This is a genomic window from Paraburkholderia sp. HP33-1, assembly GCF_021390595.1.
Taxonomy (GTDB): Bacteria; Pseudomonadota; Gammaproteobacteria; order Burkholderiales; family Burkholderiaceae; genus Paraburkholderia.
The window spans coordinates 1,994,960-2,013,618 of record NZ_JAJEJR010000001.1 but is presented as its reverse complement, the minus strand read 5'-3'; the positions used below and the strand labels follow the sequence as shown (position 1 = coordinate 2,013,618).

The following is an 18,659-nucleotide window of genomic DNA, read 5'->3' as shown; positions in this document are numbered from 1 at the left end:
GCGGTGAGGTCGGAATCAGTCAGGCAGTGGCCGCGACTACGGGCGGACGCGCGGGCGTACCGGCCGATACGGTCAGCACGTCGTAGCCGGTCTCCGTGACGAGCACGGTGTGCTCCCACTGCGCGGACAGGCTGCGGTCCTTGGTCTTGACGGTCCATTGATCGGGCATCGTGCGGATGTCGCGGCGGCCGGCGTTGATCATCGGCTCGATCGTGAAGATCATGCCGGCCTGTAGTTCGAGCCCGGTACCGGGACGGCCGTAGTGCAGGATCTGCGGATCTTCGTGGAATACGGTGCCGATGCCGTGGCCGCAATATTCGCGCACCACGCTGTAGCCGAGACCTTCGGCGTGCTTCTGAATCGCATAGCCGATGTCGCCGAGATGCGCGCCGGGGCGCACCTGGTCGATGCCGAGCCACATGCATTCGAAGGTGGCCTGCACGAGGCGTTTCGCCATGATCGACCCTTCGCCGACGATGAACATCCGGCTCGTGTCACCGAAGTAGCCGTCCTTGATGACGGTGATGTCGATGTTCAGCGCGTCGCCGTTTTTCAGCGCCTTGTCGCCCGGAATGCCGTGGCAGATCACGTCGTTGACGGAAATGCAGGTGGCTTTCGGATAGGGCGGGTAGCCGGGCGGCTGATAATTGAGCGGCGCCGGAACCGTGCCCTGGTCGTTCAGCATGTATTCGTGACACAGACGGTCGAGCTCACCCGTGGTGACGCCGGCTTTGACGAAAGGCGTGATGTAGTCGAGCACCTCGCTCGCGAGCCGACAGGCGACGCGCATCTTCGCGATGTCGTCTTCGTTTTTGATCGTGATAGCCATGGTTTCCTCGGAAGCCTTGCTGTGTAAGGCTTGCTGGGTGTTGCGGTGGCCGGGCGGAGGGCGTCTGAAGGGCACGGAATGCCGGTCGATTCGTAACGATCTCGCGCGCGCAGCGGAATCGAGCCATTTTACAGCAGTGAGGGCCGCGTCGTTGCGCTGGATCGGGCGGCAATGGGCTCAACGCGACCAAAACCCGCTCATTGACTACGCTGAGGGCCAAAAGCCGGACTTCGGGCCCGGCCGCGCGATCCGGTACGCATGCCCATCGGCCGGTGGTCGGGCAGGTTGAGTCTGCCGGTGGTCGCGTGCTATACTCCTTGGCTAAGTCGGTCCTTGTCTGCTGTTGTTCGCGCATTCGCAAATTCGCGCATGGCGGCTGGACGGAACGGCTTCTCGCGGCACTCTGGTTGCCTGTGTCGTGAGGCGGAAAGTAGTGTCAGGCAGCCAATTCGCAAGCCGGCGCACCCAGGGTGTCGACGCGTTCCAGTCCCAGATCAGGGCGGGCGCGGTCGATGCGGCAGCCGGCTTAAGACCCAACCCTCGTGGAGAATTTCATGGCAGTTACGATGCGTCAAATGCTGGAAGCAGGTGTCCACTTCGGTCACCAGACCCGCTTCTGGAACCCGAAGATGGCCCCCTTCATTTTCGGTCATCGCAACAAGATTCACATCATCAACCTCGAAAAGACGCTGCCGATGTACAACGACGCGCTGAAGTACGCGCGTCAGTTGGCATCGAACCGCGGCACGATCCTGTTCGTCGGTACGAAGCGTCAATCGCGCGACACGATCGCCCAGGAAGCGCAGCGCGCTGGTATGCCGTTCGTGAACGCACGCTGGCTCGGCGGCATGCTGACCAACTTCAAGACGCTGAAGGTTTCGATCAAGCGCCTGAAGGACATGGAAGCGGCGCTGGAAGCCGGTGAAACCGAGCGCATGAGCAAAAAGGAAGCGCTGCTGTTCGAACGCGAAATGGCCAAGCTGCAGAAGTCGATCGGCGGCGTGAAGGACATGGGCGGCATTCCGGACGCGATCTTCGTGGTTGACGTCGGCTACCACAAGATTGCCGTGACCGAAGCGAACAAGCTCGGTATTCCGGTCATCGCTGTGGTCGATACGAACCACTCGCCGGAAGGTGTGGACTACGTGATCCCGGGTAACGACGACGCCAGCAAGGCCGTCGCCCTGTACGCGGCTGGCGTGGCCGACGCGATCCTCGAAGGCCGTGCCAACGCGGTCAACGAAGTGGTCCAGGCAGCACGTGGCGGCGACGGCGACGAGTTCGTCGAGGTCAACCCGGAGGCGTAAGGCTGCCCAGTGTCCGGCATAAAAGGGGGCTTTCGACAGGCCCCCTTTTTTTAAGTTGCGACGCTTGTAACAGGTGTTGTAACAGGCATCTGGCAGAGTGCATGAGGCGACGCGAGGCGCGTCGCTCGCAAAAAATACGCGAAAACGCTGAAACGAATTCCTGCCGCCGGCATCGAAGTGCGGGCGGCGTGTGACAGACAGAACCCAAGGAGCAAATGATGGCGGCAATTACCGCAAGCATGGTTGCAGAACTGCGCGCGAAGACCGACGCGCCGATGATGGAATGCAAGAAAGCGCTGACGGAAGCCGACGGCGATCTGGCGCGCGCTGAAGAGCTGCTGCGTGTGAAGCTCGGCAACAAGGCGAGCAAGGCGGCATCGCGCGTGACGGCTGAAGGCGTCGTCGCATCGTTCATCAACGGCAACGCGGGTTCGCTCGTCGAGCTGAACTGCGAAACCGACTTCGTCTCGAAGAACGACGACTTCCTCGCCTTCTCGAAGAAGATCGCCGAGCTCGTCGCGACGGAAAACCCGGCTGACGTCGCCGCGCTGTCGGCACTGCCGCTCGACGGCTCGACCGTCGACGCCGTGCGCCTCGCGCTGGTCGGCAAGATCGGTGAAAACCTGTCGATCCGCCGTTTCGTGCGCTTCGACACCGCGAACAAGCTGGCAGCGTACCTGCACGGCACGCGCATCGGCGTGCTGGTCGAGTACACCGGCGCGGACGAGCAGGTCGGCAAGGACGTGGCGATGCACATCGCCGCAATGAAGCCGGTGTCGCTGTCGTCGAACGACGTGCCGGCGGACCTGATCGCCAAGGAGCGCAGCATCGCTGAACAGAAGGCCGCCGAATCGGGCAAGCCGGCTGAAATCGTCGCGAAGATGGTCGACGGCAGCGTGCAGAAGTACCTGAAGGAAGTGTCGCTGCTGAACCAGACGTTCGTTAAGAACGACAAGCAGACGATCGAGCAGATGCTGAAAGCGGCCAACTCGAGCGTGCAGAAGTTCGCACTGTTCGTAGTCGGCGAAGGCATCGAGAAGAAGCAGGACGACTTCGCTGCGGAAGTGGCCGCTCAGGTCGCTGCTGCAAAGCAACAATAAGCTTTACCTAAGCTTCACAGCCGTACCGTTGCACCCGCGGCGAGGCAAGACCTCGCCGCGCTCGGCGGCACCGCAAGGCCGCGCACGGGTTGACCCTCGTCGCGCGGCCGCCACTGGCGAACCCCAAGGTTCGTCAATTTGGCGGCGCTTGCCCGAATCAGCATTTCACCCCTACATTAGTCCCTTGTTGTTGCCCTGTTCTGCGCGATCTGGATACCCCTATGCCCACTGCCTATAAACGCGTCCTGCTCAAACTCTCCGGTGAAGCTCTGATGGGCGACGATGCCTTCGGCATCAATCGCGCGACCATCGAACGAATGGTGGCGGACGTGGCCGAAGTGGTCCGTCTCGGAACGCAGCTGGCCGTGGTGATCGGCGGCGGCAATATTTTCCGCGGCGTCGCGGGCGGCGCGGCGGGTATGGACCGCGCGACGGCCGACTACATGGGTATGCTCGCCACGATGATGAACGCGCTGGCGTTGCAGGACGCGATGCGTCATGCCGGCATCGAGGCGCGCGTGCAATCGGCGCTGCGGATGGACCAGGTGGTCGAGCCTTACATCCGGCCCCGCGCGATCCGCCAACTTGAGGAAGGCAAGGTCGTGATCTTCGCGGCCGGCACGGGCAACCCGTTCTTCACGACCGACACGGCTGCCGCCTTGCGCGGCTCGGAAGTCGGCGCGGAAGTGGTGCTGAAGGCGACCAAGGTGGACGGCGTCTATTCGGCCGATCCGAAGAAGGACCCGAGCGCGACCCGCTACTCGACGATCAGCTTCGACGAGGCAATCGGCCGCAATCTGCAGGTGATGGACGCAACGGCATTTGCGCTGTGCCGCGACCAGAAGCTGCCGATCCGCGTGTTTTCGATCGTCAAACCCGGTGCGCTCAAGCGCATCGTGCAAGGTGATGACGAGGGCACCCTCGTCCACGTGTAAACTGTCTTTTACATTACGTGGGCTTTGACGCGAGCCCGGGCCGCCGCATCGCGCGTGCCGGGCGGCTCGCACCGTTTTGAAGGTTCGGAGGTTTAAAAATGTCTGTGGCTGATATCAGGAAGGGCGCTGAACAGAAGATGCAGCGCTCCATCGACGCGTTCAAGAACGACCTGTCGAAGATCCGTACGGGCCGTGCGCACACGGGTCTGCTCGATCATATCCAGTGCGACTACTACGGCTCGCCGGTGCCGATTTCGCAGGTCGCGAACCTGACGCTGATCGACGCGCGCACGATCGGCGTGCAGCCGTGGGAAAAGAAGATGATCCAGGTCGTCGAAAAGGCGATCCGCGAGTCGGACCTCGGTCTGAACCCGGCCACGCACGGCGACGTGATCCGTGTGCCGATGCCCGCGCTGACCGAAGAGCGTCGCCGCGAGCTGACCAAGGTCGTGCGCAGCGAAGCCGAAACGGCCAAGGTGGCCGTGCGCAACCTGCGCCGCGACGCCAACGAGCAGTTGAAGAAGCTCGTCAAGGACAAGGAAATCTCGGAAGACGACGAACGTCGTGCCGGTGACGACGTCCAGAAGCTGACGGACAAGTTCGTCGCCGAAATCGACAAGCTCGTCACGACGAAAGAAGCCGAGATCATGACGGTCTGACGCCGTTCGGCTCAGCACTTTCAGATTTCCACTTCTTTACTGGCATTACTGTCCCGACGGCCATGACCTATACCAGCTCAACCGTGCGCGTGCCTGAAGTCGCCGCGGTGCCGCGACATATCGCGATCATCATGGATGGCAACGGCCGTTGGGCCACCCAGCGGCGTCTGCCGCGCGTGGCGGGCCATACGCGCGGCGTCGACGCCGTGCGGGCGGCCGTCGAGGCGTGCGCGCGGCGGGGCGTCGAGTATCTGACGCTGTTCGCGTTCAGCTCCGAGAACTGGCGCCGTCCGAACGAGGAGGTGTCGTTCCTGATGCGCCTCTTCGTCACCGCGCTCGAGCGCGAGATCGGCAAGCTGCACGCGAACGGGATCCGCCTTCGCGTGGTCGGCGATCTCGAGCGTTTCGACGCCAAGATCCGCGATCTGATCAAGCGCGCGGAAACCAAAACCGCGCGCAACACCCGTCTCACGCTGACTATTGCCGCGAACTACGGCGGCCGCTGGGACATCATGCAGGCCACCCGCAAGCTCATCGAGCAGTCGGCGGCGGCGGGCAAGCCGGTCGAAGTCAACGAGGACTCGTTCGCCGAGCATCTGTCGATGGCGTACGCGCCCGAGCCAGACCTGTTCATCCGCACCGGCGGCGAGCGCCGCGTCAGCAACTTCCTGCTGTGGCAGCTCGCGTACACCGAGTTCTACTTCACCGACACGTTCTGGCCGGATTTCGACGCCGACGCGCTCGGTCATGCCATCGCGTCCTATGCCGAGCGGGAACGCCGCTTCGGTCGCACCAGTGCTCAGCTCGAGCCGCAATCGCAGAACGTCGATTCGCTTCCATGCTAAAGACCCGTGTCATCACGGCGATCGTGTTGCTGGCAGTGCTCCTGCCAGTCACGCTGTTCGCGCCGGTCGGCGCGTTCGGCGCGCTGATCGCTTTCGTCGTCGTGTTCGCCGCGTGGGAGTGGGCCCGCCTGCTGAATGTCGGCGGCGCGGGTCCGGTGCTGTACGCGCTCGTCGCGGCGCTCGGGCTTGTCACGAGCACGCGCGTAGGCGTCGGCACCGAGCATGCGCGGCCGTTCTTTCAGGCGGCGGCGATTTTCTGGGTGATCGGCGGTCCGTTCGTGCTGCTGCGCAAGCCCGTGCTCGCGCAGGGTGCGTGGCGCGCCTTTCTTTTCCTTGCCGGCATCGTTGCTTTCATCGCTTGCTGGCATGCTCTCGTCGCCGCGCGCATGCGGGGTGTACCGTTCGTGCTGTCGCTGCTGCTGTTGGTATGGCTCGCCGATATCGGCGCATACTTCTCCGGAAAGGCGTTTGGCAAGCACAAGCTGGCACCCGCCATCAGTCCGGGTAAAACCTGGGAGGGCGCGATCGGCGGCTGGCTGCTGGTTATGATCGTGGCGGCTGCGGCGGTCTTATTGCGCGCGTTCGAGCCGACCCTGTATTCTGCGCTGCTGGCGCAACTGGGCGCGCTTCGCACCGTGCTCGCGCTGACCCTGCTGGTGGTTTTCAGCGTGGTCGGCGATCTGTTCGAATCGATGATGAAACGCCAGGCCGGCGTTAAAGACTCGAGCGGCCTGTTGCCGGGGCACGGCGGTGTGCTCGATCGCATCGACGCGTTGTTGCCGGTGCTGCCGCTCGCCATGCTGCTGCTCGGCTAGAGAAAGAGATATGCAAAAACGTCTGACATTGCTCGGTTCCACGGGCTCCATTGGAGACAGTACGCTCGACGTGGTCGCACGCCATCCCGAGCGCTTTTCGATTTATGCGCTGACCGCGCATCGCAACGGCGACAAGCTCGTCGAGCAATGCCTGCGCTTTGCGCCCGAGGTGGCGGTGGTCGGCGACGCCGGCACGGCCGCGAAGGTCGCCGCGAAACTGCGAGAAGCGGGCAGCAGGACCGAGGTCACCTACGGGCCACAGGCGCTCGTCGACGTCGCGAAGAGTGAGGGCTGCGACACGGTGGTCGCGGCGATCGTCGGCGCGGCCGGTCTTGCGCCGACCCTCGCCGCTGCGCGCTCAGGCAAGCGCATCCTGCTTGCAAACAAGGAAGCGCTGGTGATGTCCGGCGCAATCTTCATGGACGCGGTGCGCGACCACGGCGCTGTGCTGCTGCCGGTCGACAGCGAACACAACGCGATTTTCCAATGCCTGCCGCGCGAAGCGTCGCAGCACGGCGGCGTCTCGAAGATCATCCTGACCGCATCGGGCGGCCCGTTCCGCACCCGCGACCCGGCCACGCTCGTCGACGTGACGCCTGACGAAGCCTGCAAGCATCCGAACTGGGTGATGGGCCGCAAGATCTCGGTCGACTCGGCTACGATGATGAACAAGGGCCTCGAAGTGATCGAGGCGCATTGGCTGTTCAACCTGCCCGGCGAGCGCATCGATGTGCTGATCCATCCGCAGAGCGTGATTCATTCGCTCGTGTCGTACGCGGACGGCTCGGTGCTCGCGCAGCTCGGCAACCCCGACATGCGCACGCCGATCGCGCACGCGTTAGCGTTCCCGGATCGCGTCGATTCGGGCGTCGCGCAGCTCGATCTCGCTCAGGTTGCGTCGCTGTCGTTCGAAAAACCCGACTACGCACGCTTTCCGTGCCTCGCGCTTGCCACGAAGGCGCTTGCCGAAGGCGGCGTCGCGAGCGCGGCGCTGAACGCCGCGAATGAGATAGCAGTGGAGGCATTCCTCGCGCGCCGCATCGGCTTTATGGCGATTGCCGAGGTGGTCGACTCGGTGCTGGGCGCGTTGCCGAACCGCAGCGCGCACGCGCTCGACGACGTCATCGAAGCGGACGCCGCCGCGCGCCGCGCCGCGACCGAATTCATCGCGCGTCTGGCCGACGGCGCCCGCCGCACGGAACGCGCCGTCCAGTGAGGCGCTCATGAACCTGCTGATCGAACTGCTCGCTTTCGCGGTTGCGATTGGTGTACTCGTGGTGGTCCACGAGTACGGGCACTACAGCGTCGCGCGTCTGTGCGGCGTGAAGGTGCTGCGCTTTTCGATCGGCTTCGGCAAGCCGCTCGTTCAGTGGGTCAGTCGGAAAACGGGCACCGAGTGGACGATTGCCGCACTGCCGCTCGGCGGCTACGTGAAGATGCTCGACGAACGCGAATCCGGCCCTGGCTCGATTCCCGACGCGGATCTGCCGCATGCGTTCAACCGGCAGTCGGTGTGGCGGCGCTTCGCGATCGTCGTGGCCGGTCCGGTTGCGAATTTCCTGCTCGCAATCGTGCTGTTCGCGCTCGTGTTCGCGACTGGCGTGACCGAACCGGCGGCCGTGATCGCGACACCGGCGCCGAACACACCGGCCGCGCTGGCGGGCTTCGAGGGCGGCGAGACGATCGTCGGTGTGCGCACCGGCCATAGCGACGAGACCGAGCCGGTGAGGTCATGGTCGGATTTGCGCTGGAAGCTGCTCGGCGCCGCGTTTGATCAGCAGCGCATCGTGCTCAGTGCAAAGGATGGGCACGGCACGTCCGATTTTCCGATGGATCTGCGCGGCCTCGATGAGAAAGACATCGACGACGATCTGATGTCGCGCGTCGGCTTCGAGCCCGGCGGCGGCAAGCTAACGGTGGCGGGCGTGCAGTCGGGCAGCGCCGCGCAGAAGGCGGGGCTAGTCGCCGGCGACCGCTTGCGCGCGATCAATGGCACGCCGACCGATAATGCCGCGGCCTTCATCGCTTATGTAAAATCGCACGCCGGCGTGCCGGTCACGCTGCGGGTGGAGCGCGGTGGTCGCGGCGGTCATGCGGCGGGCGCGCTCGAAGAGATCACGATCGTGCCGCAACTGCAGCGCGATGCGGCGAGCGGGCAGCAGATCGGCCGCATTGGCGCGGAGCTGGCGACCCAGGTACCGTCGATCGACGTGCGCTACGGGCCGCTCGAAAGTCTGCGCCTCGGTGCCCGCCGTACGTGGGATCTCGCGGTGTACTCGGTAAGGATGTTTGGCCGGATGATCGTCGGCGAGGCATCGCTGAAGAATCTGTCCGGTCCGGTGACGATCGCCGACTACGCGGGAAAGAGCGCACGTCTGGGTCCGGCCGCGTTTCTGTCGTTCCTGGCCCTTGTCAGCATTAGCCTCGGCGTGCTGAACCTGCTACCAATTCCGGTATTGGACGGGGGGCATCTGTTATATTATTTGGTTGAAGCTGTGACCGGTAAAGTTGTCTCCGATCGCTGGCAACTCGTTTTTCAGAGGGCGGGTCTTGCCTGCATCGTCGCGTTGTCGGCGATTGCGCTGTTCAACGATCTGGCTCGTTTAATCCATTTTTAAAGTGTCCGGCGGCGTTCTCGAGGGCGCCCGCCAGGCCTGATGCAGCTATACACACTGGGGAAGCACGTTGTTCAAACCTCATCGCTTTGGTCCAAAGACGGTTATAGCCGCGGCGTTCGCCGCGCATGGGCTGGTTGCTCACGCAACGACGCCCTTCGTGGTGCAAGACATTCGCATTGAGGGATTGCAACGCGTCGAACCGGGTACCGTGTTCGCGTACCTGCCCATCAAGCAAGGCGATACTTTCTCCGACGACAAGGCGTCCGAAGCGATTCGCACGCTATATGCGACGGGCTTCTTCAACGACGTCAAGATCGCGACCGAAGGCAACGTGGTGATCGTGCAGGTGCAGGAGCGTCCGGCCATCGGCACGATCGACTTCGCCGGCATCCACGAGTTCGAAAAGGACAACCTGATCAAGGCGCTGCGCGCGGTCGGGCTGTCGCAAGGCCGCTACTACGACAAGGCGCTCGTCGACAAGGCCGAGCAGGAACTGAAGCGCCAGTATCTGACGCGCGGTTTCTACGCGGCTGAAGTCACCACGACGATCACGCCGATCGACCGCAACCGTGTCGGCATCCTGTTTTCGGTGGCCGAAGGTCCGAGCGCGAAGATCCGCCAGATCAACTTCATCGGCAACAAGACCTTCAGCACCGGTACGCTGCGCGACGAAATGCAGCTGTCCACGCCGAACTGGTTCTCGTGGTACACGAAGAACGATCTGTACGCGAAAGACAAGCTCACCGGCGACCTCGAGAACGTCCGCTCGTACTACCTGAACCGCGGCTACCTCGAGTTCAGCATCGAATCGACCCAGGTGTCGATTTCGCCGGACAAGAAGGACATGTACCTCACGGTCACGCTGCATGAAGGCGAGCCGTACACGATCTCGAACATTCGCCTCGCCGGCAACCTGCTCGACCGCGAAGCGGAGCTGAAGAAGCTGATCAAGATCAAGCCGGGCGATCGCTTCTCGGCCGAAAAGCTGCAGGCCACCACGAAGGCGATCGTCGACAAGCTCGGCGAGTACGGCTACGCGTTCGCGACCGTCAATGCGCAGCCGCAGATCGATCAGACCAACCACACGGTTGACCTGACACTGCAGGTCGATCCGAGCCGGCGCGTGTACGTGCGTCGCATCAACGTGGTCGGCAATACGCGCACGCGCGACGAAGTGGTGCGCCGCGAAATGCGCCAGCTCGAAAGCTCGTGGTTCGATTCGAACCGCCTCGCGCTGTCGAAAGACCGTATCAACCGCCTCGGCTACTTCACCGACGTCGACGTGACCACGATACCGGTCGAAGGCACGCCCGACCAGGTCGACATCGACGTGAAGGTCGCCGAAAAGCCGACCGGCGCGATCACGCTCGGCGCGGGTTTCTCGTCGACCGACAAGGTGGTGCTGTCGGCCGGTATCTCGCAGGACAACGTGTTCGGCTCCGGCACGAGCCTCTCGGTCAACGTGAACACCGCGAAGACATACCGCACGCTGACGGTCACGCAGGTCGACCCGTACTTCACGGTTGACGGCATCAAGCGGATCACCGACGTCTACTACCGCACGTACCAGCCGCTGTACTACTCGACGGATTCGAGCTTCAAGATCGTCACGTTGGGCGGCGACCTGAAGTTCGGCATCCCGTTCTCGGAAGTCGATACGGTGTACTTCGGCGCGGGCTTCGAGCAGAACCAGCTCGACATCGACGCGAACACGCCGCAAAGCTACAAAGACTACGTGAACGAGTTCGGCCGCGTGTCGAACAACGTACCGCTGACCGTCGGCTGGTCGCGCGACGCGCGCGACAGCGCACTGGTGCCAAGCCGCGGCTACTTCACGCAGGCGAACGCCGAGTACGGCACGCCGATCGGCGGCACGCAGTACTACAAGGCCGACATCAACGCGCAGTACTATTACTCGTTTGCGCGCGGCTTCGTACTGGGATTCAACTTCCAGGGCGGCTACGGTAACGGACTCGCCGGCAAGCCTTACCCGATCTTCAAGAACTACTTCGCCGGCGGTATCGGTTCGGTCCGCGGCTACGAGCCGAGCTCGCTCGGTCCGCGCGACAAGTCGACCAACGACCCGATCGGCGGCTCGAAGTTGCTTGTCGGCAATATCGAGCTTACGTTCCCGCTGCCGGGCACGGGCTACGACCGCACCCTGCGTGTGTTCACCTTCCTCGACGGCGGTAACGTGTGGGGAACGGAAGGCAACAGCGTCGGCGCGAACGGCCTGCGTTACGGCTACGGTGTGGGTCTCGCGTGGATCTCGCCGATCGGTCCGCTCAAGTTGAGCCTTGGCTTCCCGCTCGTCAAGCACACTGGCGACCAGTATCAGAAGTTCCAGTTCCAGATCGGGACGGCGTTCTGATCGGGCGGCGGGCGCTTCGGGTGGCCGGCTGCGGCGGCGGGCCCGGCCAAACTACAGTATCGAGAGGATGACTTTGCTAACCGGTATGTTTTCGAAACGTGTAGCGTGCGCATTGGCGCTGGCAATGACCCTGGGGGTCGGCATGGCGCACGCGCAGGAGGCGAGGATCGCCGCAGTGAATTCCGACCGCATCCTGCGCGAATCGGCGGCGGCGAAAGCCGCGCAGCTGAAGCTCGAGGCCGAATTCGCGAAACGCGACAAGGATCTCGCCGACATGGCGCAAAAGCTCAAGTCGATGTCCGATGCGCTCGACAAGAACGGCGCGACAATGTCGGCGACCGATCGCGCCCAGAAGCAGCGCGACCTGTCGCAGCTCGACTCGGACTTCCAGCGCAAGCAGCGCGAGTTCCGCGAAGACCTGAACCAGCGCCGCAACGAGGAACTCGCGGCGGTGCTCGATCGCGCGAACAAGGTCATCAAGCAGATCGCTGAAACGCAGCACTACGATCTGATCGTGCAGGAAGCGGTGTACGTGAGCCCCCGCATCGATATCACCGACCAGGTGCTGAAGGCGCTGGCGGCATCGGGCAACTAAGGGCGGCGCACGGGCTCGCAATGATTGAATGGGACCCGAGTAAGCGCCAAAGCGCTAACTCGGGTCGACATTGGAGACAGGATAGGCATGGCATTTTCGCTCGAGGACATCGTCCAGCGGTTCGGCGGTGAGGTAGTCGGTAACGGGTCGCAGTGCGTGAGCAGTCTCGCGCCGCTCGACCAGGCAGGCCCGGACCAGTTGGCGTTCCTCGCCAATCCGAAGTATCTGGCGCAGGTCGAAACGACCCGCGCCGGCGCGGTGCTGATCAATGCCGGCGATCTCGCGAAGCTCGCCTCGCGCGAAGGTCGAAACTTCATCGTCACGCCGAATCCCTACGCTTACTTTGCTCGCATCGCGCAGACCTTCATCGACCTCGCCGCGCCGAAGGCGGTGCCCGGCGTGCATCCGAGTGCAACCATCGATCCTTCCGCGCAGGTCGCCCCGAGCGCGGTGATCGGTCCGCGTGTCACCGTGGAAGCGGGCGCGGTGATCGGCGAGCACGCGCGGCTCGACGCCAACGTCGTGATCGGCCGCGGCACGCGTGTCGGTGCGAACGCGCATTTGTATCCGAACGTGACCGTGTACCACGGCTGCAAGCTCGGCGAGCGCGTGATCGTGCACGCGGGCGCGGTGATCGGTTCCGACGGCTTCGGCTTTGCGCCGGACTTCGTCGGCGAGGGCGATGCGCGCACCGGCAGCTGGGTGAAGATTCCGCAGGTTGGCGGCGTGTCGATCGCCAATGACGTCGAAATCGGCTCGAACACGACGATCGACCGTGGCGCGATGGCCGACACGATCATCGAGGAGTGCGTGAAGATCGACAACCTCGTGCAGATCGGCCATAACTGCAAGGTTGGCGCGTACACGGTGATCGCGGGCTGCGCGGGCATCGCGGGCAGCACCACGATCGGCCGTCACTGCATGATCGGTGGCGCGGTCGGCATTGCTGGACACGTGACGCTCGCCGATTACGTGATCGTCACCGCGAAGTCGGGCGTGTCGAAGTCGCTGCTGAAGCCCGGCATGTACACGAGTGCGTTCCCGGCCGTGAACCACGCGGACTGGAACAAAAGCGCTGCGCTGCTGCGCAACATCGACAAGCTGCGCGATCGCATCAAGGCGCTGGAGAGCGCGACCGCCGACAAGGCCGGCAATGCCACTGACGGCGCCGCAGGTCAACCCGCAGGCGACAAGATCTGACAGTTATCACGGCGGCCCACCGGCACCGCGTAAAATAGCGGTCCGGCATCATGAAGCAAAGCCGGTGGCCGTGACCGGGTGGCACGGCCACCGGTCACGAGAGGCGCCGGTCGCGCGCGTTTTCAACCCACCTGCACCAGCATCCGCAGTCATCATCGCGCAGTCAATGCGTGAGCAGAAACACCATGAGCACCGAAAAAATCAATCTCGACATTCATAAGATTCTCACGCTGCTGCCGCATCGTTATCCGATCCTGCTGGTCGACCGGGTGCTCGAACTCGAACCGCACAAGAGCATCAAAGCGTTGAAGAACGTGTCGATCAATGAGCCGTATTTCCAGGGACATTTCCCGACGCGGCCGGTGATGCCAGGTGTGCTGATTCTCGAAGCGCTCGCGCAGACCGCAGCGCTGCTGACGTTCTCGGAAGAGCCGAGCGATCCGTCGAACACGCTGTACCTGTTCGTCGGCATCGACAACGCGCGCTTCAAGCGCGTGGTGGAGCCAGGCGATCAGTTGATCCTGAACTGCACGTTCGAGCGTCACATGCGCGGGATCTGGAAGTTCAAGGCGCGCGCCGAAGTGGATGGCGTCGTCGCGGCGGAAGCCGATCTGATGTGCGCGGTGCGCCACACGGACAAAGACGCGTAAAGCCGACGTCCGGGCGGGTCGCGGCGCGGCACGGCACGCACGCGGCGGGCCCGAGGGCAGGTCCATCCAGAAAACGCAACAGAATCAGAAGCGAGGACGCATGAGCAGGATCCATCCCACTGCGATCATCGAAGCAGGCGCGCAGCTCGACGAATCCGTCGAAGTCGGGCCCTATGCCGTGATCGGCGCACACGTGACGATCGGTGCACGCAGCACGGTCGGCTCGCACAGCGTGATCGAAGGCCATACCACGATTGGCGAAGACAACCGCATCGGCCATTACGCCTCGGTCGGCGGCCGTCCGCAGGACATGAAGTACCGGGACGAGCCGACCAGGCTCGTGATCGGCAACCGCAACACGATCCGCGAGTTCACGACGATCCACACCGGCACGGTGCAGGACGCGGGCGTCACCACGCTCGGTGACGACAACTGGATCATGGCCTACGTGCACCTCGGTCACGACTGCCACGTCGGCAACAACGTGATCCTGTCGAGCAACGCGCAGATGGCCGGCCACGTGACGATCGGCGACTACGCGATTATCGGCGGCATGTCGGGCGTGCATCAGTTCGTGCGCATCGGCGCGCATTCGATGCTCGGCGGCGCGTCGGCGCTGGTGCAAGACGTACCGCCGTTCGTGATCGCGGCGGGCAACAAGGCTGAACCGCATGGCATCAACGTCGAAGGGCTGCGCCGCCGTGGTTTCTCGGCGGACGCCATTTCGGTGCTGCGCACCGCGTATCGTGTGCTGTACAAGAACGCCCTGTCGCTTGAAGAAGCGAAGGTGCAATTGAAGGAACTCGGTTCGGCCGGCGGCGACGGCGACGCACCAGTGCAGACGCTGCTCGCGTTCGTCGAAGCGTCGCAGCGCGGCATCATCCGCTAACCGATGGCCTTGCAACCCAGTCCACTGCGCGTCGCGATGGTGGCCGGCGAGCCGTCCGGCGATCTGCTCGCCGCGTCGCTGCTCGACGGTCTCGTCAGCCGGCTGCCGGCCGCCACGCAGTACTACGGCATCGGCGGTCCGCGCATGATCGCCGCGGGCTTCGACGCCCACTGGCCGATGGAAAAGCTGACAGTGCGCGGCTATGTCGAAGCACTGCGGCACATTCCGGAAATCCTCGGTATCCGCAACGAGCTGAAGCGTCAACTGCTCGCCGAGCCTCCCTCGGTGTTCGTCGGCGTGGACGCGCCCGATTTCAACTTCGGGCTCGAGCACGCGTTGCGCGACGCGGGCATTCCGACCGTGCATTTCGTCTGCCCGTCCATCTGGGCGTGGCGCGGCGGGCGCATCAAGAAGATCGCCAAGGCGGTCGACCACATGCTGTGCGTGTTCCCGTTCGAAACCGCGCTGCTCGAAAAGGCGGGTGTCGCGGCGTCGTACGTCGGGCATCCGCTCGCCGACCAGATCCCGCTCGAACCCGACACCCTTGGTGCGCGCCGCACGCTCGGTCTCGCGGAAAGCGGGCCGGTGATCGCGGTGCTGCCGGGCAGCCGGCGCTCGGAGATCGATCTGATCGGGCCGACGTTCTTCGCGGCGATGGAGATGATGCAGCACCGGGAGCCGGGCGTGCGCTTCGTGATGCCGGCGGCGACGCCCGCATTGCGCGCGCTTCTGCAGCCGCTCGTCGATGCGCATCCGGGTCTCGCGCTGACCATCACCGACGGCCAGTCGCAGCTCGCGATGACCGCCGCCGACGCGCTCCTCGTGAAGAGCGGCACCGTCACGCTCGAAGCCGCGCTGCTGAAGAAGCCGATGGTGATCTCGTACAAGGTGCCCTGGCTGACCGGCCAGATCATGCGCCGCCAGGGCTATCTGCCGTACGTTGGCTTGCCGAACATTCTGGCAGGGCGTTTCGTGGTGCCGGAGATCCTGCAGCACTTCGCGACGCCGCAGGCACTCGCCGAGGCGACGCTGAAACAGTTGCGCGACGAGGCGAACCGGCGCACGCTGAAGGAAATCTTCACGGAGATGCATCACGTGCTGAAGCAGAACACCGCGCAGCGTGCGGCCGAAGTCGTGGCGAGCGTCGTCGAGAAGCGGGCGGGGCGGCCATGACCGGCGCGCGCGCGCCGCGCGGCAGGTCCGCTGCCGTCGCGCGGGTGGCCGCGCAGTCCGGCCTGAACTTCGAGAGTGCCGAGGACATCGTCTGCGGTGTCGACGAAGCAGGGCGAGGGCCGCTGGCCGGTCCGGTCGTCGCCGCGGCGGTGATTTTCGATCCGGCCAAACCGATGATTCGCGGCCTCGACGATTCGAAGGCGCTCACCGCGAGCAAGCGTGAGGCGCTGTACGACAAGATCGTCGAGCGTGCGCTCGCGTACTGCATCGCGTCGGCGACGGTCGAGGAGATCGATTCGCTGAACATCCTCCACGCAACCATGCTCGCGATGAAGCGCGCGGTCGAAGGCCTGGCGGTCGTGCCGACGCTCGTGAAGGTCGACGGCAACCGTTGTCCGACGCTCAGCATTCGCAGCGAAGCGGTGATCGGCGGCGACGCGCTCGTGAAGAGCATTTCGGCGGCGTCGATTCTCGCGAAGGTCACGCGCGACCGCATGCTGGTCGAGCTGCATCGGGTGTATCCGATGTACGGCTTCGACGCGCATGCCGGTTACGGCACGCCGCAGCATCTCGCGGCATTGCGCGAGCATGGGCCGTGCGAGCATCATCGGCGCTCGTTCGCGCCGGTGCGCGAAGCGTATCTGCGGTTCGGCACAGGCGCGCGGCGGCCGTCATCGTGACCGATGCGCTGCTGCTCGACGGCGATGCATCCGGCGAAACCGGCCTCGCGTGACAGAGCCCGTCAGAGCGGCTCGAGCGCGCTCAGCACTTGCGCGCCGTTGATTCGCCGCTGATTCCTTTTCCATTCTCACCGCCTTCGCTGCCTGTGAAAGCCATCACCTCGCGGGACAATCCGCTCTACAAGCGCCTGAAGGCACTGGCCGGCTCGACGCATCAACAGCGCCGCAGCGGCCATGCGCTGCTCGAGGGCTTCCATCTCGCCAGCACGTATCTCGACGTGGCCGGTCAGCCGGAGCTGTGCGTCGTCACCGACGGCGCGCTGCGTCATGACGAAGCGCAGGCGATCGTGTCGCGCATCGACGAGCATCGGCTCGTGACGCTGCCGGACGCGTTGTTCGGGCAGTTGTCGAATGTCGTGCATGGGGTCGGGATTCTGCTGCTCGTCGAGAAGCTCGATGCGCCGCTGCCCGAACGCATCGCGGAAAACTGTCTCGTGCTCGACGGCGTGCAGGACGCGGGCAACGTCGGCTCGATTCTGCGCAGCGCGGCCGCCGCGGGTATTCAGCACGTGTTCTGCGCGCCGGGCACCGCGTACGCGTGGTCGTCGAAGGTGCTGCGCTCGGGGATGGGCGCGCACTTCCTGTTGCAGATTCATGAGGACGTCGAAGCGAATGGGTTGATCGAGCGTCTCGCGGTGCCGATCGTCATCACCGATTCGCACGGCGCCGAAGCGATCTACGACTGCGACCTGAGCGGGCCGCTCGCGTGGGTGTTCGGCAACGAAGGGGCAGGTGTGTCGCAGGCGTGGCGCGATGCCGTGTCGTTGCGAGTGACGATTCCGCAACCGGGCGGCATGGAGTCGCTCAACGTGGCGGCCGCTGCGGCGGTCTGCGTGTTCGAGCAGTGCCGGCAACAGCGGGGGCGAAAAAAATAGACGCGGGCAGCGCTGCGCCGACCTTGGTCAGGCAACGCAACGCCTCGGCTGTCCCTCAATACGACGGCCGATCCAGCTTGATCTCCTGCAGGATCGTCGTCGCGATCTCCTCGATCGACTTGTGCGTGGACGACAGCCACTTGATCCCCTCGCGCCGCATCATCGTCTCGGCTTCGTTGATCTCATAGCGGCAGTTTTCCAGCGCCGCATACTTGCTGCCCGGCCGCCGCTCGTTGCGGATCTCGGACAGCCGCTGCGGATCGATCGACAACCCGAACATTTTCTGCCGATGCTCGAGCAGCGGCGTCGGCAGCTTGCCGCGTTCGAAATCTTCGGGAATCAACGGATAGTTCGCCGCTTTCACGCCGTACTGCATCGCCAGATAAAGGCTCGTCGGCGTCTTGCCGCTGCGCGACACACCGACGAGGATCACGTCCGCGTCGGCGAGATTGCGATTCGACTGACCGTCGTCGTGCGCGAGCGAGAAATTGATCGCCTCGATCCGGTTCTTGTACTCCTCGGTGTCTGCGTTCTGGTGGCCGCGGCCCATCGCGTGGCTCGACTTCAGCTCCAACTCCTGCTCGAGCGGCTCGACGAAGGTCTGGAACATGTCGAGCACGAGCGCGTTCGAATCCTTCACGATCCGATTCGACGAGCTATCGACGAGCGTGGTGAACACGATCGGACGACGGCCGTCCTGCACGACCGCCTCGTTGATCTTTTCGAGCGTCGCGTAGGCTTTCTCGGTCGAGTCGACGAAAGGCACGCGAACCAGGCGGAATTTCTGGTCGAACTGGGAGAGGATCGAATGCGCGAAGGTTTCGGCAGTAATCCCGGTACCGTCTGAGACGATGAATACGGTGGGCGGCATCAGTGGGGCTGTGAACGTGAACGGCAAATGAGCCGGAAAGCGCGAGCGCAATAACGCGCTCGAATCAAACCGCGCTGCGGCGCGCGCTCCCGCGGTTGGGCGGGGACGGCGGCGTCGACGCAGCGCGCCGTGGGCGCTACGCTCGCGCCCAGGCGGCCGGCCTCGCAACAGCCCGCTGGCAGGGTCG

At 64.2% G+C, this 18,659-nt stretch carries 18 protein-coding genes; 16 read left to right on the top strand and 2 right to left on the bottom strand.

Features of this window, described 5'->3' with window-relative positions; all coding sequences use genetic code 11:
• Positions 1-19: 19 nt before the first annotated feature.
• Positions 20-904, bottom strand: coding sequence for a type I methionyl aminopeptidase (map, locus tag L0U81_RS09140; protein WP_326489818.1), 885 nt, complete (start codon positions 902-904; stop codon positions 20-22).
• Positions 905-1,383: 479 nt separating this feature from the next.
• Here map and rpsB point away from each other — a divergent pair, with 479 nt between their 5' ends.
• The 16 genes from rpsB (at position 1,384) to L0U81_RS09060 (ending at position 17,601) form a co-directional block, all read left to right on the top strand.
• Complete coding sequence (gene rpsB, locus L0U81_RS09135) at positions 1,384-2,136, top strand: 30S ribosomal protein S2 (protein WP_013089705.1); 753 nt, start codon at positions 1,384-1,386, stop codon at positions 2,134-2,136.
• Positions 2,137-2,354: 218 nt separating this feature from the next.
• Positions 2,355-3,236 carry a translation elongation factor Ts gene (gene tsf / locus L0U81_RS09130; protein WP_233804275.1) on the top strand — a complete coding sequence of 294 codons (882 nt, stop codon included), beginning with the start codon at positions 2,355-2,357 and terminating at the stop codon, positions 3,234-3,236.
• Positions 3,237-3,457: 221 nt separating this feature from the next.
• Positions 3,458-4,171 carry a UMP kinase gene (gene pyrH / locus L0U81_RS09125; RefSeq protein ID WP_233801922.1) on the top strand — a complete coding sequence of 238 codons (714 nt, stop codon included), beginning with the start codon at positions 3,458-3,460 and terminating at the stop codon, positions 4,169-4,171.
• 98 nt (positions 4,172-4,269) lie between these two features.
• Positions 4,270-4,830: a ribosome recycling factor gene (frr, locus tag L0U81_RS09120; RefSeq protein WP_233801920.1), complete on the top strand. Its 561-nt coding sequence runs from the start codon at positions 4,270-4,272 to the stop codon at positions 4,828-4,830.
• A 62-nt stretch (positions 4,831-4,892) separates the two neighbouring features.
• Positions 4,893-5,675, top strand: a complete 783-nt coding sequence (gene uppS / locus L0U81_RS09115) for a polyprenyl diphosphate synthase (RefSeq protein ID WP_233801918.1) — start codon at positions 4,893-4,895, stop codon at positions 5,673-5,675.
• Positions 5,669-6,490 (top strand): phosphatidate cytidylyltransferase, encoded by an 822-nt coding sequence (locus L0U81_RS09110; protein WP_233801916.1) that lies wholly within the window; start codon positions 5,669-5,671, stop codon positions 6,488-6,490. Before uppS ends, L0U81_RS09110 begins: the two co-directional genes overlap by 7 nt.
• Positions 6,491-6,500: 10 nt before the next feature.
• Positions 6,501-7,706 carry a 1-deoxy-D-xylulose-5-phosphate reductoisomerase gene (locus tag L0U81_RS09105; RefSeq protein WP_233801914.1) on the top strand — a complete coding sequence of 402 codons (1,206 nt, stop codon included), beginning with the start codon at positions 6,501-6,503 and terminating at the stop codon, positions 7,704-7,706.
• 7 nt (positions 7,707-7,713) lie between these two features.
• Positions 7,714-9,108 carry an RIP metalloprotease RseP gene (gene rseP, locus L0U81_RS09100; protein WP_233801912.1) on the top strand — a complete coding sequence of 465 codons (1,395 nt, stop codon included), beginning with the start codon at positions 7,714-7,716 and terminating at the stop codon, positions 9,106-9,108.
• Between the two features lie 67 nt (positions 9,109-9,175).
• Positions 9,176-11,479, top strand: a complete 2,304-nt coding sequence (gene bamA / locus L0U81_RS09095) for an outer membrane protein assembly factor BamA (protein ID WP_233801910.1) — start codon at positions 9,176-9,178, stop codon at positions 11,477-11,479.
• A 73-nt stretch (positions 11,480-11,552) separates the two neighbouring features.
• The gene (locus L0U81_RS09090) at positions 11,553-12,074 is read left to right on the top strand and encodes an OmpH family outer membrane protein (RefSeq protein ID WP_026225318.1); all 522 of its coding nucleotides are present in this window, start codon (positions 11,553-11,555) and stop codon (positions 12,072-12,074) included.
• Between the two features lie 87 nt (positions 12,075-12,161).
• A complete protein-coding gene (lpxD, locus tag L0U81_RS09085) occupies positions 12,162-13,274 on the top strand; it encodes a UDP-3-O-(3-hydroxymyristoyl)glucosamine N-acyltransferase (RefSeq protein WP_233801908.1) in 1,113 nt (370 codons plus the stop codon).
• A 185-nt stretch (positions 13,275-13,459) separates the two neighbouring features.
• Entirely contained in the window at positions 13,460-13,924 is a 465-nt protein-coding gene (gene fabZ, locus L0U81_RS09080) for a 3-hydroxyacyl-ACP dehydratase FabZ (RefSeq protein ID WP_006048683.1), read from the top strand.
• A gap of 100 nt (positions 13,925-14,024) precedes the next feature.
• Positions 14,025-14,813 carry an acyl-ACP--UDP-N-acetylglucosamine O-acyltransferase gene (gene lpxA, locus L0U81_RS09075; RefSeq protein ID WP_233801906.1) on the top strand — a complete coding sequence of 263 codons (789 nt, stop codon included), beginning with the start codon at positions 14,025-14,027 and terminating at the stop codon, positions 14,811-14,813.
• Between the two features lie 3 nt (positions 14,814-14,816).
• Positions 14,817-15,986 (top strand): lipid-A-disaccharide synthase, encoded by a 1,170-nt coding sequence (gene lpxB, locus L0U81_RS09070; RefSeq protein ID WP_233801904.1) that lies wholly within the window; start codon positions 14,817-14,819, stop codon positions 15,984-15,986.
• Positions 15,983-16,666, top strand: a complete 684-nt coding sequence (gene rnhB, locus L0U81_RS09065) for a ribonuclease HII (protein WP_233801902.1) — start codon at positions 15,983-15,985, stop codon at positions 16,664-16,666. Before lpxB ends, rnhB begins: the two co-directional genes overlap by 4 nt.
• 146 nt (positions 16,667-16,812) lie before the next feature.
• Positions 16,813-17,601: a TrmH family RNA methyltransferase gene (locus L0U81_RS09060; RefSeq protein WP_233801900.1), complete on the top strand. Its 789-nt coding sequence runs from the start codon at positions 16,813-16,815 to the stop codon at positions 17,599-17,601.
• A gap of 55 nt (positions 17,602-17,656) precedes the next feature.
• On the opposite strand, the gene ppsR is transcribed toward L0U81_RS09060, so the two are convergent.
• Entirely contained in the window at positions 17,657-18,472 is an 816-nt protein-coding gene (gene ppsR / locus L0U81_RS09055; protein ID WP_233801898.1) for a posphoenolpyruvate synthetase regulatory kinase/phosphorylase PpsR, read from the bottom strand.
• Positions 18,473-18,659 lie beyond the last annotated feature (187 nt).

Coding starts and splice junctions, on each gene's coding strand:
- rpsB (WP_013089705.1), top strand. CDS start 1,384: ATGGCAGTTACGATGCGTCAAATGCTGGAAGCAGGTGTCCACTTCGGT.
- tsf (WP_233804275.1), top strand. CDS start 2,355: ATGGCGGCAATTACCGCAAGCATGGTTGCAGAACTGCGCGCGAAGACC.
- pyrH (WP_233801922.1), top strand. CDS start 3,458: ATGCCCACTGCCTATAAACGCGTCCTGCTCAAACTCTCCGGTGAAGCT.
- frr (WP_233801920.1), top strand. CDS start 4,270: ATGTCTGTGGCTGATATCAGGAAGGGCGCTGAACAGAAGATGCAGCGC.
- uppS (WP_233801918.1), top strand. CDS start 4,893: ATGACCTATACCAGCTCAACCGTGCGCGTGCCTGAAGTCGCCGCGGTG.
- L0U81_RS09110 (WP_233801916.1), top strand. CDS start 5,669: ATGCTAAAGACCCGTGTCATCACGGCGATCGTGTTGCTGGCAGTGCTC.
- L0U81_RS09105 (WP_233801914.1), top strand. CDS start 6,501: ATGCAAAAACGTCTGACATTGCTCGGTTCCACGGGCTCCATTGGAGAC.
- rseP (WP_233801912.1), top strand. CDS start 7,714: ATGAACCTGCTGATCGAACTGCTCGCTTTCGCGGTTGCGATTGGTGTA.
- lpxD (WP_233801908.1), top strand. CDS start 12,162: ATGGCATTTTCGCTCGAGGACATCGTCCAGCGGTTCGGCGGTGAGGTA.
- fabZ (WP_006048683.1), top strand. CDS start 13,460: ATGAGCACCGAAAAAATCAATCTCGACATTCATAAGATTCTCACGCTG.
- lpxA (WP_233801906.1), top strand. CDS start 14,025: ATGAGCAGGATCCATCCCACTGCGATCATCGAAGCAGGCGCGCAGCTC.
- lpxB (WP_233801904.1), top strand. CDS start 14,817: ATGGCCTTGCAACCCAGTCCACTGCGCGTCGCGATGGTGGCCGGCGAG.
- rnhB (WP_233801902.1), top strand. CDS start 15,983: ATGACCGGCGCGCGCGCGCCGCGCGGCAGGTCCGCTGCCGTCGCGCGG.
- ppsR (WP_233801898.1), bottom strand. CDS start 18,472: ATGCCGCCCACCGTATTCATCGTCTCAGACGGTACCGGGATTACTGCC.